The sequence below is a fragment of the Acinetobacter calcoaceticus genome (assembly GCF_051947995.1).
GTDB lineage: Bacteria > Pseudomonadota > Gammaproteobacteria > Pseudomonadales > Moraxellaceae > Acinetobacter.
Map to the genome: position 1 here is coordinate 293,723 of NZ_JBLVVH010000004.1, position 15,040 is coordinate 308,762.

Sequence of the window (15,040 nt, forward strand, 5' to 3'; positions counted from 1 at the left end):
ATGAACAACAAGAATGATGACGACGTTTTACCAAGCAGCAGAAAGGGACTGAAAAAAGTTGTTGTTTATGCTGTGCTCGTTGCATTGGTCTTTACCAGTGCGATGATGGTGGTGTTTCAGGTCTTTGAATATCGTCATGATTATCGTGACTTAAGCGCTTATATGCGTGAACGGGATGATCTGAATGCAGAGTGGGGCCGATTGCTGATCGAGCAGCAGACCTTTGGTGCGACTGCGCAGATTGGTTCTCGGGCAGTGACACAACTGCGTATGTTCTCGCCGCCCGCTACGCAAACTGTAGTGATTTCTTTACCTATGACTTCAAAGCAAGATAAATAAGGCATGCTGTATGGCAGATAAGAGAAGCAAACCAATACGAAAAAAACAGCAGTCGATTTCTGAAAGACCCACACTTGCTTTGGACATGTGGCGATTTTATTTGCTTTGGGGCACGGTGCTACTTTGCTTTGTAGTACTGGTCGCACGTGCATTCTACGTTCAGGTGGTTAATAAAGACTTTTTACAGAATAAAGCCAATGCCAATATTCTGCGTACCGAACGTCTTGAGGCGATGCGTGGCGTGATCAGTGACCGCCACGGTGTGCCTTTGGCGATTAGTACTCCGATCATGAAAATCGTGATCGACCCACGGGATTACTGGGAAACCAAACAACAGTTTGATGAAATTACAGCTGAACTGAAAAAAGATCCGAATAACCGTAAATTAAAACGTCAATTGCCTGATAAAAACCTGAATCTGGATGAGCTGGCCGATGCGGTCGGTGTGGATCGCGCAGATTTAAAGAAACAGATGCAGGCACGTCCACGTTCACGCTATCTGGTTTTACAAAAAGAAATTCCGCCTCAACAGGCTGATCTGATTATCAAACGTAACTTTCAGGGTGTTTATGCCGAGAAAAGTTATAAACGTTACTATCCGCAGCCACAACCGAATGCACAGATTATTGGCTTAACCAATAGTGAAGGCGTCGGGATCGAAGGCTTGGAAATGCAGCTGAATAAACAGTTGTCCGGTGTCGATGGCGAGCAAAAGATCATTCGGGATAAAAAAGGTAACCGCCTTAAAGTTTCTGAAGTGATTAAAGAAGTCGAGTCAGGCGAAAATATTACCCTGAGTATCGACTCACGTTTGCAATACATCATGTATCGCGAGCTGACCGCAGCAGGTGTGGCCAATAATGCACGTTCAGCAACTGCAATTGCGGTCGATGTGAAAACCGGTGAAATTCTGGCGATGACCAGTTGGCCGTCTTATAACCCGAATGACAAAAACGGCCTGAGCAACAAAGACGCCATGCGTAACCGCGGTGCGATTGACATGTTTGAGCCAGGCTCGACCATGAAACCGTTTACGGTGGCGGCGGCTCTGGAAAGTGGCAAATATACGCCCAATACCATCGTCAATACCTCGCCGGGTTCAATGCGTTTAGGCTGGCATACCATCCGCGATACGCATAACTATGGCGCCTTGACGGTGTCTGGTGTCATTATTAAATCGTCAAACGTCGGTTCTGCCAAGATCGCGTTGTCCCTGCCTAAAGATACCGTTCCTTCTTTCTTTAGACGTGCAGGTTTTGGGCAGCGTTCTGCGGTCAAATTCCCTGGTGAAAGTGCGGGTCTGCTCTATTCCGGTAACAAGCTGAATCCTTCACAACTGGGAACCATGGCTTATGGTTATGGCCTCAATGCGACCATTTTACAGGTGGCGCAAGGCTATGCCATGCTGGCGAATCATGGTGTGCAAATGCCGTTGAGCTTGCGCAAACTGGACAAGGCACCAGAAGGTACACAAGTGCTGGCGCCTAAAATTGCCGATCAGGTCTTGACCATGCTTGAGCAAGTGACCATGCCAGGCGGTACAGCTAAACAGGCAGTGATTCCGGGCTATCGTGTAGGCGGTAAAACAGGGACAGCACATAAATTACGTGCAGACCGTAAAGGTTATTCGAACAGTGAATATCGTGCTTTGTTTGCGGGGGTTGCACCGATTAGTGATCCACGTCTGGCGATGATCGTGGTAGTGGAAAACCCGCAAGGCCGTTACTACGGCGGTCTGGTTGCTGCCCCGGTATTTGCACGGATGATGCAAGAGTCGTTGCGTCTGCTTAACGTGCCTTTAGATAAACCACTTGATACTTCTATAAAATCCAATCCGTAGGTAGATTATGTCGATTAGTTTTCAACAGATACATCCGATCAGCATAGATGCGGCTTGGTCTACCCAACCTTTTCAGGGTTTTTCTCTGGATAGTCGTAAGCTTGAGAAGGGGCAAATTTTTATTGCCCTGAGTAGTTATAGCCAACCAGAAAAAACGCGCCAGTTTGCCCAGAATGCTCTAGATGCAGGTGCATTGGCCGTGATTAGTGAAAGTGCTTTAGGTCTTGCCAATGAATGGGTGTGTCCTGAGGTTCGCTATCACATGGGCGAATGGCAAAAACAATATTTGCAGACAGTCGATCCTGTGCAGTCCTTACGCGGTATTGCGGTGACGGGAACCAATGGCAAAACCACGATTTCTCGCCTGATTGCCGAACTGATTAGCTCGCAAGGCCAAGGCTGTGCAGTGATGGGGACTACAGGTAACGGGATTCTACCCAATTTAACACCGTCTACGCACACCACTTTAGATGCCTTGCAATTACAGCATGCGCTGCATGACTATGCCAAACAAGGCGCGAGCTTCGTGGCACTCGAAGCCAGTTCACATGGCTTGGAACAAGGCCGTCTCAATGGCTGTGAGCTTGAAATTGCGGTCTATAGTAATTTAAGTCGTGATCATCTGGATTATCACGGTACGCTTGAGGCCTATGCTGAAGCAAAAGCCTTGCTGTTCAAATTTACGACTTTAAAAGCTGTTGTGATTAATCTGGATGATGCACATGCACAGCTTATGTTGGATGCAGCACGAACCAATCCATCGCAACCTAAAATCCTTACCTATTCTTTGACGCAAACCTCTGCCGACTATCATATTGCTGATCTGCAGTATCGTTTAAGCGGGGCAAGTTTTACCCTGATCAGCCCAACCGGTGCTTATGCAGTACACAGCCCACTGCTTGGGCATTTTAATGTTGAAAACTTATTGGCTAGCCTGATTGCTGCCGAATATGCAGGTTTCGCACTGGCAGATCTGGTGCAGTTTGTGCCGCAATTGAAAGGTGCGCCGGGTCGTATGCAGGTAATTCAGGATGCCGAGCGTCTCTTTGTGGTGGATTATGCACACACACCGGATGCCCTGATTCAGGTATTGACCACATTAAAACGTCATGTCACTGGGCAGTTGTGGGCGGTATTTGGTTGCGGGGGCGATCGTGACCGTGGCAAGCGTCCACTCATGACGCAGGCCGCGCTTGATCATGCCAATCCGGTCATGCTGACCTCGGATAATCCACGCACTGAAAATCCTGAACAGATTTTTGCCGATATGAAGCAGGGTATTGATTTTACTGCTCATGTGATGCATGAAATCCATGATCGCCGTGAAGCAATTAAATTTGCTGTAGCACAAGCCCAAGCCGGAGATATCGTGGTGATTGCTGGCAAAGGCCATGAAAACTATCAGGAAATCGATGGCGTCCGTCATTGGTTTGATGATGTGGTTGAAGTGCAGTCTGCCATTGCTGCGCAACCACATTCGCTACATTCTGCTTATCCTGCGCAATAGTGTGAAAAAAGGTAAATAAAAAACCATGCATACCTCAACAACTAGTACTGTTCCATTAGAAGCGTGGACAGCAGAACAATTACAACAAGCCACCCAAGGGGAGTGGTATCAGCAGAATATTCCGCAGGGTAACATTAAGCGTATTTTGACTGACTCACGTCATGCCGAGGCCGATGATGCATTTCTTGCTTTAAAGGGCGAGCGTTTTGATGCACATGATTTTGTCGTGCAAGTCGCTGCACAAGGTTGTCAGATCGCCATTGTAGAGCATCCTGTTGAGGCTGATATTGCACAGCTTGTCGTAAAAGATACACGTTTGGCATTAGGACACCTTGGAGCCTATCGCCGTCAGCAGAATCAGCAGTTGAAAGTGATTGCCTTGACCGGTAGTAGTGGTAAAACCACCACCAAAGAAATGTTGGGCAGTATTTTATCGCGTTTAGCACCGACCCTGATTACTCGTGGCAACCTGAATAATGATTTGGGTGTGCCAATGATGTTGTTGGAACTACGTCAGGAACATCACTATGCAGTGATGGAGCTGGGTGCCAGCCACCAAGGTGAAATTGATTACACCTCCAATCTGGTGCAGCCACATGTGGCAGGTATTTTGAATATTGGTACAGCGCATTTGGGTGAATTTGGTGGCCGCGAAGGGATTTGCCGCGCTAAATCAGAAATCTATGCGCATATTTTGCCGCAAGGCACTGCCATTGTTCCTGCGCAAGATGATTTTACAGCCACTATTCGTGAAAATGCACAGCCCCATCCGACGCTGAGCTTTGGTGAAGGCGGTGATATTTTTGCGACAGAGATTCAGCTTCACCCTCAATCGGCACAGTTTAAGTTGCATACGCCACAAGGTATACGTGCAGTGAATTTGCCATTTGCTGGCGCGCACAATGTACAGAATGCCACTGCTGCTGCGGCTTTTGCTTTAGCACTAGGTATTGCACTGGATGATATTGTGCAAGGCTTAGAGCAAGCACAGGGTGCCAAAGGTCGTCTGAACTTTATCCAGCAGCATAATTATCTGTTTATTGATGATACCTATAATGCCAACCCGACCTCGATGCGTGCAGCCGCGCAGGTGCTCTTGCAGCAGCAGGGCTTAAAAGTCATGGTCATGGGTGATATTGGCGAACTGGGTGACAGTAGCTGGCAAGAGCATCATGATCTCGGGCGCGACCTGGCATTGTTGCCGTTAGAGCATCTGGTTGTAGTAGGTGAATTCGCTGCAGCAGCGCAACAAGGTTCATCTCATTCAGCAAAGCTACATGCCTTTGCAACACAGGCAGAAGCCTTACCGTTTTTAATTAATTTAGTCCACACACATCAACCCCAGTCAATGAGTTTCCTGTTCAAAGGGTCTCGTTATACCCATATGGAAACGTTGATGGCTGACTTGATGGAGAAAATTTAAATGTTGTTATGGTTATTTGAACAATTGGCGGACTATAACAGTTCGTTTCAGGTTGTTCGTTATTTAACATTGCGCTCTTTGTTGAGCTTACTGACTGCCTTGACGATTGGTCTGGCCTTAGGCCCGGTCATGATTCGTAAATTACAGGCACTCAAGTATGGTCAGGCAGTCAGCTCTTTTGCGCCAGAAAACCATGCCAAAAAAATGGGAACCCCTACCATGGGCGGGATCCTGATTTTACTCTCTATCGGGATCAGTACCTTATTGTGGGCGGATTTATCTAATCCATACGTCTGGATCGTGCTTGGCGTGATGGTGGTGTTTGGTGCGGTAGGTTGGGCTGATGACTGGATTAAGGTCCGTTATAAAGACAATGCGGGCTTACCTGCACGGAAGAAGTTTTTCTGGACTTCGGTGGCGTCTTTAGGAGCCGGTATTGCCTTATATGTGATTGCAAAACAGCAAGATAGCGCAGTACATACCGCGAATATGCTGGACTTGCTAATTCCTTTCTTTAAGAATCTTTCAATTCCTTTATCTGTATTCCCATTAGGTTTGGCATTTATTGTCTTTACTTATCTGGTGATTAACGGTGCATCGAATGCAGTGAACCTGACCGATGGTCTGGATGGTCTGGCGATCATGCCGATTGTGATGGTGGCAGCGGGTTTAGGCGTATTTGCTTATTTATCGGGGGATATCCGTTTTGCCGAATATCTGCATATTCCTTATGTTAAATATACCTCTGAGCTGGTGGTGATCTGTTCGGCGATGGTCGGTGCTGGTCTGGCCTTCCTCTGGTACAATGCACATCCGGCACAAGTCTTCATGGGTGATGTCGGTGCGTTGGCACTCGGAGCGATGCTCGGTACCATCGCGGTGATGGTGCGTCAGGAAATCGTCTTTGCGATTATGGGCGGTGTCTTTGTGATGGAAGCCATTTCGGTATTCTTGCAGATCGGTTCATTGCGTATGCGTAACAAACGGGTGTTCTTGATGGCACCTCTGCATCACCATTATGAAAAACAGGGCTGGAAAGAAACCCAGGTGGTCATCCGTTTCTGGATTATCACGATTTTCCTGGTCGTGTTAGGCTTAATGACCTTAAAATTACGTTAAACCAAGATTCAAGAAAGAAGCTGGTATTGACCAGCTTTTTTTATGTTTGGAGAAAATAGATGAGTTTGTTGATGTGTCCTGTTTGTCGCCAATCATTGAATTTGGTAGAGAACTCATGGCGTTGTGAACAAGGACATCATTATGATGTCGCAAAACAGGGCTATGTCAATTTACATGTGGTGCAGCATAAACATAGCAAGTCACCTGGGGACACGCCTGAGTCGGTACTGGCACGCCGTGAGTTTCTGCAGGCAGGTTTTTATCAACCTTTGCAGCAGGCGGTGGTTGAGATGCTGCAACGGCTTAAACCTGAGAAGGTACTGGATATTGGTTGTGGTGAGGGTTACTACACCAGTGCCATGCAGGCACAGACCAAGCACTGTATCGGGGTGGATATTGCCAAGACAGCGGTGCAACGAGCTGCCAAGCTGAATGCCAACGTAACCTGGGTGGTGGGAACGGGGGCAACCTTGCCTGTTCAGGACCATTGCATTGATCTGTGTACCAGTCTGTTTAGCCCTATTCCTCAAGATGAAATCATGCGGGTGCTGCAACAGGATGGATATCTGATTGTAGTCACGCCTGCGCCACGTCATTTATATGATTTGCGTGCCGCCTTGTTTGAACAAGTGAACTTGCACGAGCCGCAAAAGTTTGTGGAGCAGCTAGAAGCACAGTTTGAGCTCAAGCAAGAACAGGTGGTTGAGAGCATCATGTCGCTGGATCAGCAGGCTTTAAAAAACCTGATTGCCATGACACCCTATGCTTATAAGGCCAATCCTGAGCGACGCAAATTGCTGGAACAGTCGTCACAATTTGCAGCGACCGCATCCTTCCAGATTTATCTGTTCCAGAAAAAAAAGAAGCCATCAATTTGATGGCTTCTTTTTTGATTACTGAATCTGATTAATCAGATTTTCAATTCCGTCACGCTCTTTTTGAGGTGCCGGATTGTTTGAACCCATTGCAGGTGGCTGCTTCTTCGCAGGGGTGATTGGACGTTCTTCATTCAGGCTTGGTGCTGTAGTACCAGGCAAGTCAGAAAAGTCGTTCTGGGTTGAGCGCGTTGGTACAGGCGGTGCCGGACGATAAAGTGGACGAGCCAGTGGAGGAGAAGCACGATATTCTTTCTTGTCTTCACTTTGCTGGATCTGTAACTTGTCGCGAGAAATCGGATCTTTGGCCTCTTTATCCAGACGAACCCATGCAGATGGCGTGTCTTTTAAAGAGTTCCCCATAAAGTTGGTCCAGATTGGAAGCGCTGCAACACCACCGTATTCACGACGCCCCAACGTGCGCGGCTGGTCAAAGCCAACCCAGGCCACAGCGACTAACTTGCCATTGAAGCCTGCAAACCATGCATCTTTTGCATCGTTGGTTGTTCCGGTTTTACCACCCAGATCGTCACGTCCGATTTTCATCGCTGCACGACCAGTACCGTGTTGAATTACGTCACGTAGGATGTTCGCCATATCATAGGCCGAACTTGATTTCAGGATACGTTGTGCCTGACGATAATCACCATTTGGCTTGCCTGACTTTTCAGTATCGGCAGCCGTCATTGCTACATCAGATGCTGCATTTGCATCATCCAGCGTCTCATTGGTAATTTCTTTAACGTCATCTTTTTTGCTTGCATCCGCCGTTGCTTGCTTCGCATTGTTATTTGCATCACTAATACATGGGATACATGCATACTCAGGCTTGGCTTCATAAATCACTTTGCCATAGGTATCTTCAATACGGGTAATGAAGTGTGGCTGGATACGGTAACCGCCATTGGCAAAGGTCGCATAACCGGTTGCCATTTGGATCGGTAATACCTGTGGTGTACCTAAGGCAATGGTGTAGTTGCGAGGAATCTGGTCATCTTGTAAACCGAAATCCATAAATAGTTGGCGGGTACGCTCGATCCCGACATTTTGTAATAAACGCACAGAAACCGAGTTTCGTGACAAATACAGCGCACGGCGTAATGGAATCATACCAAGATAGCGACCATCGGCGTTTCTTGGTGACCATTTACCAATGGTAATCGGGCTATCGTTAACCATACTATATGGCGTCATACCACGCTCTAAAGCCAGTGCATATACGAAAGGCTTAATGGTCGAACCAGGTTGTCTCCAACCCTGTAAAGCACGGTTAAATTTTGATTGATAGAAGTTATAGCCCCCTACAACGGCTTCAATTGCACCGTCATTGGGATTAATGGCAATGAGCTGGCCCTGTACTTTCGGTACTTGCGTCAAAGCCCATACCGTTTTGCCCTCATTGGGACGTAAACGCACAATATCTTTAACTTTAACAATTTGTGAAGCATTGGATGGCGCACCACCGACGCTATTGGCGTTACGATATGGACGGACCCAAGACATGCCTGACCAGTTGACAGTTACGGTTGAACCATCCTGCATCAAGGCTTCAAAGGAATTGTTGTTCACTTTGGTGACTTGCGCAGGGTAGGTGTTGGCATAAGCCATGAACTGTTTCAGCGGTTTGTCATGGGCCTCGGGGCCGCGCCAGCCATGACGACGGTCATAGGCCTCCAGTCCGTTTTGAATGGCTTGTTCTGCATAGCGCTGGCGGTTGCTATCAATGGTGGTATAAACCTTATAACCCGAATCGATTGCCTGTTCGCCAAAATGCTCAACTAATTCGGAACGGACCATTTCTCCGACATAGGGGAAAACGTTGCTGACGGAGCGATCGACCATGTTCAAATTGATCGGCTCGGCAACGGCTTGCTGATACTGGTTCTGGTTGAGATAACCCAGTTGTAGCATACGGCCTAAAATCCAGTTACGACGCTCGAGCGCACGATCTGGATTCACGACCGGGTTATATTTTGAAGGTGCTTTTGGTAAACCCGCAATCATTGCCATTTGTGCGGTGGTCAGCTCATTCAGGTTTTTGTTGTAATAAATACGAGCTGCGGCAGCGATACCATAGGCATTTTTACCCAGGAAAATTTTATTGACATACGCCGTCAAAATTTCCTGTTTTGTTAAATTCTGTTCGATTTTGCGTGCCAGAAACACTTCCGTCAGTTTACGTCTGAGCGTGCGGTCCGGACTTAAATAATAGTTTTTCGCAACCTGCATGGTAATGGTTGAGCCCCCAGTCTGAACATCAGAACCCGTAACAGATTCAGTTAAAGCTCGCCCTAAGCCTTTAAAACTGATGCCGTTATGCTCAAAAAATGAGGAGTCTTCTGCTGCAAGGAAACCATGAATGAAGGTTGGAGGAATCTGTTCATACTTAACAGGAATGGAGAGTTTTCCGCCATATTCCGCAATCAACTTATTATCAGCCGTATAGACTTGCAATGGTTTTAATAGAGGCGCTTTTTTTAATGAACTCATATCTGGCAGTGATGGCGCGAGATAGAGATACATGCCATAAAATCCCATTGGAAGTGAGACTAAGATAATAATAACGATCAAAAAAAATGGGCGAACAATACCAGAACTGGATAGCTTTTTCATAATAAGTAAGTTTTAATAAGAGCGAATGGCAAACTAATTGTGGTCAGTATATCCTTTAGACATGCGGATTGTTAGATGAGTTATTGTATCCGTATCAATTAAAGACCAAAACAAAATTAGTATGTTGTATTTTTGGGGATAAAAAAATAAATAGGAAAGTACTGTGCTCAGGTTATATCGTAAACCAAATAAGGGGTTAGTAGGGGTCGATATTAGTTCGACAACTGTTAAATTATTGGAGCTCTCTGTAAAGAACGGTAGATATTGGGTTGAAAGTTATGCGGTGATGCCATTACCTGAAAATAGTGTAGTGGAAAAAAGCATTCTGAACCCGGAGGCGGTGGGGGATGCGCTTGAGAGAGTGGTCAACCTTGCCAATCCTCACACCACCAATGTTGCAATCGCAGTGCCTACGTCTATGGTCATTAACAAGATCATAGAAATGGATGCTGACATGTCGGACGAAGAGCGTGAAGTTCAAATCCGTATGGACGCTGAGCAATACATTCCGTTCCCATTAGATGAAGTGAGTCTGGATTTTGAAGTTTTACCGGATCGTTTGGCCAATCCAAACCGGGTAAACGTACTGCTTGTGGCAACACGGACAGAAAATGTAGACACGCGCGTCGAAGTACTGGAGCTGGCTGGCCTCACCGCAAAGATTGCAGAAGTTGAAAGTTACGCCATGGAGCGTGCTTTTAGTGTTTTTGCCGATACTTTGCCTATGGGTGCCAATACTGTGGGTATTCTGGATATTGGTCATACCATGACCACGCTATCTGTGATGCAGAAAGGCAAAATTATCTATACCCGTGAGCAAGTGTTTGGCGGCCGTCAACTGACTCAAGATGTACAAAGTCGCTATGGCTTGTCTTTTGAAGAAGCAGGACGTGCAAAAAAAGAAAGAACATTGCCAGACGACTATGACACCGAAGTGCTTGAGCCTTTCCTTGATGCCGTTGTTCAGCAAGCGGCACGTTCACTGCAGTTCTTCTTTTCATCTTCTCAGTTCAATGAAATTGACCATATTCTGCTTGCTGGCGGGAATGCCAATATTCCAGGTCTGGCGAAACTATTACAACAAAAACTCGGTTACCGGGTGACCATTGCCAATCCATTTTTACAAATGGGTTTTTCTCCCCAAATTGATATTAAAAAAATTGAAAATGATGCCTCTTCATTAATGGTGGCATGCGGTTTGGCAATGAGGAGTTTTGATTAATGGCAAAGATTAACTTACTCCCTTGGCGTGATGAGCTAAGAGAACAAAGAAAGAAACAGTTTGTCGCTTTTTGTGTTGGGGTTGCTGCATTAGGGGTTGCATCGGTGTTTTCAGGATGGGTGTATTTTGATCATAAACTCAGTGATCAGGAACAGGCTAACCAACTGATTGTGAGTACCAACCAGAATCTGGATACACAACTGAAAGCACTGGATGGCTTGCAAGAGCGCCGCAATGCGATTATCGAGCGCATGAAGCTGATTCAGGGTTTGCAAGGTCAGCGTCCGGTTACCGTGCGTCTGGTGGATGAGTTGGTCCGGGTCACACCACCGACCATGTACTTAACCAAGTTCACACGCACTGGTGATAAATTCACGATTGAAGGAAAAGCAGAAAGTCCGAATACCGTGGCTGAGCTGTTGCGTAACCTCGAAGCTTCGCCATGGTATCGCAATGCCTTCATGAATTCATTCCTGGCAGTGGATGAAGATAAAAACAAAGATAAAGCAGCCAGTTCGCTGGTTCCTCGGGTTGAGGAAAATTATGGCAGTTTTATTGTCACTGTCGATTTAGGTGAGATTGGTACAACTGCTGAGGCTGCACCAACAGCAGAACAGGCAGCATCAGGGGTAGTAGCAGTGGGGGCCGCGAAATGAACCAAGATGAATTGAATCAAGACACCGTTGCGGTCAAGAAAAAGAAAATGACGGTCGAGCAGTTCTTCCAGCAATTTAATACGCTGGATATGAACAACTATGGCAGTTGGCCTTTATCCGTCAAGATTACTTGCTGGATCTTCGTATTTCTAGCCGTGCTTGCGCTGGGTTATTTTGTGGTGATTAAATCTCAGCTCGAAGCGATTGAAAATGCTCAGGCACAGGAACAGAGCTTGCTCAACGAGTTTCGTGAAAAAGATTCCAAACTACGTAACTTGCAACAATATCAAGCGCAGCTGCAAGAAATGGAAGCGAATTTTAATCAACAATTAGAACAGCTCCCAAAAGAGACAGAGATTCCGAGTCTGGTTGAAGACATTAACTTGACCGGAGTGAACTCGGGGCTGAAATTTAAAAATATCCGTCTGGAAAATGAAGTCAAACAAGAGTTCTTTATTGAGCAGCCGATCAGTATCGATGCGACAGGTGACTACCATGCCTTTGGTGCATTTGTTACCGGTATTGCGGCATTACCTCGTATTGTCACTTTGCATGACTTTACCGTTGAAGCAAAAGAAGATACTCAGAAAAAATCTGATATTCCTGTGGTGAATTATACCGTGAAAGCCAAAACCTACCGTTATGTAGGTGCGGATGATCAGGCCAATGCCGCTGCGGCAGCAACAAATAATCCACCTGCTGCAGGAGGAAAATAAGCCATGAATAATTATAAATTACTGCTGAGCTTGTTGCTTGGATTGGGGCTGGTTGGATGTGATTCGCGTATTGATGCAGTCAACCAGAAGATGGCTGAAATTCGCAATCAGCCGCCTTTACCGATTGAGCCTGCACCGGTATTTACACCTGTACCGCTATTTAACTATTCGGCGCATCAGCTGAAAAGCCCGTTCATGCCAAGTTCTTTAGCTGCTGAGTTAAAGATTATGGCCGGCAAGCGTGTTTATCCGAATTTCAATCGTCAGCCACAACCGCTAGAGAGCTATGCGCTTGAGTCATTAAACATGAAGGGCAGTATGCGTGGTAGAACCAATGCAACGATTGCTTTGATTCAGACACCGGACGGGCAGATTGAGCGTGTGCAGGTCGGCAATTATTTAGGCATGAATCAGGGGCGTATCATTAAAATTAGCCCGACGCAGATAGATTTGGTGGAAATTGTACCGGATGGACGGGAAGGTTACGTAGAAAGACCTCGAACACTCGTTCTGATCGGACCGGCACCATAAGATTAAGGGAATAACAATGAAAAAACAGTTTAAAGATTCTTTATTTGGGGAAGCGAAGACCATGAATCATGCATTCCGTCAATTTTCTATGGCTGCGATTACGCTTGCGGTGATGCAGGTGGCCTCAGCACAAGTCAGCATGACCAATATTGTACCGATGAATTTGGCTGAACAAGGTACAGAAATCCGTGTCATGTTTAATGGGTTGCCACCACAACCACAAGCCTATCAGCTTGAGCAGCCTGCCCGCTTGATTCTGGATTTTGATAAAGCACAACAAACCTTAAAACAAAGCGCTATTCCAGTTTCCACCAATGAAGCAAGCTCTGTTGAGGTTGCGGCAGATGATCAGCGCGCCCGTGTGATTGTGAACTTGAAAGATGCAGGTGCATTTACCACCCGTGTTGAAGGCAATACCTTTGTACTGAAAATTAATTCAGCTAAGCCGGCAGCAATGGCCACACCGGTAGCGGCTGTCCGTCAGGTGCAACAGGGAATTTCCAATATTGGTTTCCAGCGTGGCAATCAGGGTGAAGGTCTGGTGGTGATTGATTTATTAGGCAATAACACACCGGTCGATGTGCAACAGCAAGGCAGTAAGATTGTTGTGCGTACCATGGGCAATAAAATCCCGACCCATTTGGCCCGCCGCCTGAATACCAATGACTTTGCTACGCCAGTTGCTAGTATTGATGCCTATAACGATAAAGGCAATGGCGTGGTGACGATTCAGTCTGCAGGTAGCTATGAATATATGGCCTATCAGGCAGAGAATAAACTGACCATCAGTTTAAAACGCCCTGAAGATAAGTCGCCAACCAAGGCCAAGACCCAAACCTATACCGGTAATAAGATTTCTTTAGATTTCCAGGATATTGAAGTACGTCGTGTATTGCAGTTACTGGCCGACTTTACCGGCATCAATATGGTCGCGGCAGATACCGTACAGGGCAACATCACCTTACGTCTTAAAGATGTGCCGTGGGATCAGGCTCTGGATATTGTCCTGAAAACCAAGAATCTGGACAAGCGTCGTAACGGCAATGTGATCTGGATTGCACCGGTTTCAGAACTGATTAAGGCAGAGGAAGAAGAAGCCAAAGCGCAGGCGCAAAGTGTGAAACTGGCACCGCTACAAACCGAGTATATTACCTTAAGCTATGCAAAAGCAGCGGATATTGAAAAGCTGATTACCCAAGGCAAAAATGCAAATACCAATAATGGTAATTCTTCCAATTCAATCAGCAATGATAATTTGGCTGGTGGGCTGTTAAGTCCACGAGGAACCATCTCGATTGATCCACGGACCAATACCTTAATTGTAAATGATACTTCTCAAAAGATTGACCAGATCCGTAAGATGGTTGATCTGCTGGATGTGTCAGTGAAACAGGTGATGATTGAAGCACGTATTGTCAGTGCCAGTACCGATTTCACCAAAGAGATGGGGGTGAAATGGGGCATCCTGTCGCAGGGGATTACCAGTAATAATGACCTATTGGTCGGTGGTAGCGATACAACCTTATGGAACTTAAGAAAACCGACTAAAGACAGTGACACAGGTGGCTGGAAATATGAAATTGAACGTCCGGATAACCTGAATGTCGACTTGGGTGCAGTTACCCCTGGGGCAAGCCGTATTGCCTTTGGTTTAATCAGTCTGTCAGACTTTATGTTGGACTTGGAGCTTTCGGCAGTACAGGCCGATGGCTATGGTGAAGTGATTTCGACACCGAAAGTCATGACCGCAGACAAGCAGGCAGCTAAAATTGAATCGGGTAAGAAAATTCCGTATACCTCATCAACGGGTGGTGGTGCGAATGCGGTACCTAAAACAGAATTTATTGATGCAACCTTAAGTCTGGATGTAACACCAAGCATTACTCCTGATGGTAAGGTGATGATGAAACTGAACATTACCAAGGATTCGCAAAGTACTCCGACCCCGACAGGCCAACTCACCATCAATAAAAACCAGATCGATACCAATGTACTGGTCGATAATGGCGAAACCGTGGTGCTTGGCGGTATTTTTGAGCAGGAAAATATCAGTTCTCAGGTCAAAGTGCCGTTCCTCGGTGACTTGCCTTATGTCGGACGTTTATTCCGCCGTGACCTGAAAACAGACAATAAACGTGAACTGCTTATTTTTATTACGCCGAGAATTGTTAATGACACTTTGACCAGAAATCATTAATA

Annotated in this window: 11 protein-coding genes and 1 pseudogene; 11 read left to right on the forward strand and 1 reads right to left on the reverse strand. The window is 46.3% G+C overall.

Going from position 1 to position 15,040, the window contains the following annotated elements; all coding sequences use genetic code 11:
* The 6 genes and pseudogenes from ftsL (at position 1) to ACNQO6_RS10095 (ending at position 7,106) form a co-directional block, all read left to right on the forward strand.
* Positions 1 to 339 carry a cell division protein FtsL gene (ftsL, locus tag ACNQO6_RS10070; protein ID WP_202740429.1) on the forward strand — a complete coding sequence of 113 codons (339 nt, stop codon included), beginning with the start codon at positions 1 to 3 and terminating at the stop codon, positions 337 to 339.
* A gap of 10 nt (positions 340 to 349) precedes the next feature.
* A pseudogene (gene ftsI / locus ACNQO6_RS10075) lies at positions 350 to 2,183 on the forward strand (penicillin-binding protein PBP3).
* Positions 2,184 to 2,186: 3 nt separating this feature from the next.
* Positions 2,187 to 3,686, forward strand: coding sequence for a UDP-N-acetylmuramoyl-L-alanyl-D-glutamate--2,6-diaminopimelate ligase (locus ACNQO6_RS10080; protein ID WP_440208877.1), 1,500 nt, complete (start codon positions 2,187 to 2,189; stop codon positions 3,684 to 3,686).
* Between the two features lie 25 nt (positions 3,687 to 3,711).
* A complete protein-coding gene (locus ACNQO6_RS10085; RefSeq protein ID WP_440208878.1) occupies positions 3,712 to 5,109 on the forward strand; it encodes a UDP-N-acetylmuramoyl-tripeptide--D-alanyl-D-alanine ligase in 1,398 nt (465 codons plus the stop codon).
* Positions 5,110 to 6,228: a phospho-N-acetylmuramoyl-pentapeptide-transferase gene (gene mraY, locus ACNQO6_RS10090; protein WP_005227668.1), complete on the forward strand. Its 1,119-nt coding sequence runs from the start codon at positions 5,110 to 5,112 to the stop codon at positions 6,226 to 6,228.
* A gap of 59 nt (positions 6,229 to 6,287) precedes the next feature.
* Positions 6,288 to 7,106, forward strand: coding sequence for a putative RNA methyltransferase (locus tag ACNQO6_RS10095; protein ID WP_440208879.1), 819 nt, complete (start codon positions 6,288 to 6,290; stop codon positions 7,104 to 7,106).
* A 15-nt stretch (positions 7,107 to 7,121) separates the two neighbouring features.
* On the opposite strand, the gene ponA is transcribed toward ACNQO6_RS10095, so the two are convergent.
* Positions 7,122 to 9,716: a penicillin-binding protein PBP1a gene (gene ponA, locus ACNQO6_RS10100; RefSeq protein ID WP_343581685.1), complete on the reverse strand. Its 2,595-nt coding sequence runs from the start codon at positions 9,714 to 9,716 to the stop codon at positions 7,122 to 7,124.
* A gap of 163 nt (positions 9,717 to 9,879) precedes the next feature.
* On the opposite strand from ponA, the gene ACNQO6_RS10105 reads away from it, so the two are divergent.
* From ACNQO6_RS10105 to pilQ, 5 genes are all read left to right on the forward strand, one after another.
* Complete coding sequence (locus ACNQO6_RS10105) at positions 9,880 to 10,938, forward strand: pilus assembly protein PilM (RefSeq protein WP_005227665.1); 1,059 nt, start codon at positions 9,880 to 9,882, stop codon at positions 10,936 to 10,938.
* Positions 10,938 to 11,594, forward strand: coding sequence for a PilN domain-containing protein (locus ACNQO6_RS10110; protein ID WP_440208880.1), 657 nt, complete (start codon positions 10,938 to 10,940; stop codon positions 11,592 to 11,594). The genes ACNQO6_RS10105 and ACNQO6_RS10110 overlap by 1 nt, the downstream gene beginning before the upstream one ends.
* A complete protein-coding gene (locus tag ACNQO6_RS10115) occupies positions 11,591 to 12,310 on the forward strand; it encodes a type 4a pilus biogenesis protein PilO (protein WP_343581683.1) in 720 nt (239 codons plus the stop codon). Before ACNQO6_RS10110 ends, ACNQO6_RS10115 begins: the two co-directional genes overlap by 4 nt.
* 3 nt (positions 12,311 to 12,313) lie before the next feature.
* A complete protein-coding gene (locus ACNQO6_RS10120; RefSeq protein ID WP_343581682.1) occupies positions 12,314 to 12,841 on the forward strand; it encodes a pilus assembly protein PilP in 528 nt (175 codons plus the stop codon).
* Between the two features lie 61 nt (positions 12,842 to 12,902).
* Entirely contained in the window at positions 12,903 to 15,038 is a 2,136-nt protein-coding gene (gene pilQ / locus ACNQO6_RS10125) for a type IV pilus secretin PilQ (RefSeq protein ID WP_440208966.1), read from the forward strand.
* The last annotated feature ends 2 nt before the right edge of the window (positions 15,039 to 15,040 follow it).

Coding starts and splice junctions, on each gene's coding strand:
- ACNQO6_RS10080 (WP_440208877.1), top strand. CDS start 2,187: ATGTCGATTAGTTTTCAACAGATACATCCGATCAGCATAGATGCGGCT.
- ACNQO6_RS10110 (WP_440208880.1), top strand. CDS start 10,938: ATGGCAAAGATTAACTTACTCCCTTGGCGTGATGAGCTAAGAGAACAA.
- ACNQO6_RS10115 (WP_343581683.1), top strand. CDS start 11,591: ATGAACCAAGATGAATTGAATCAAGACACCGTTGCGGTCAAGAAAAAG.
- ACNQO6_RS10085 (WP_440208878.1), top strand. CDS start 3,712: ATGCATACCTCAACAACTAGTACTGTTCCATTAGAAGCGTGGACAGCA.
- ftsL (WP_202740429.1), top strand. CDS start 1: ATGAACAACAAGAATGATGACGACGTTTTACCAAGCAGCAGAAAGGGA.
- ponA (WP_343581685.1), bottom strand. CDS start 9,716: ATGAAAAAGCTATCCAGTTCTGGTATTGTTCGCCCATTTTTTTTGATC.
- ACNQO6_RS10120 (WP_343581682.1), top strand. CDS start 12,314: ATGAATAATTATAAATTACTGCTGAGCTTGTTGCTTGGATTGGGGCTG.
- pilQ (WP_440208966.1), top strand. CDS start 12,903: ATGAATCATGCATTCCGTCAATTTTCTATGGCTGCGATTACGCTTGCG.
- ACNQO6_RS10095 (WP_440208879.1), top strand. CDS start 6,288: ATGAGTTTGTTGATGTGTCCTGTTTGTCGCCAATCATTGAATTTGGTA.
- mraY (WP_005227668.1), top strand. CDS start 5,110: ATGTTGTTATGGTTATTTGAACAATTGGCGGACTATAACAGTTCGTTT.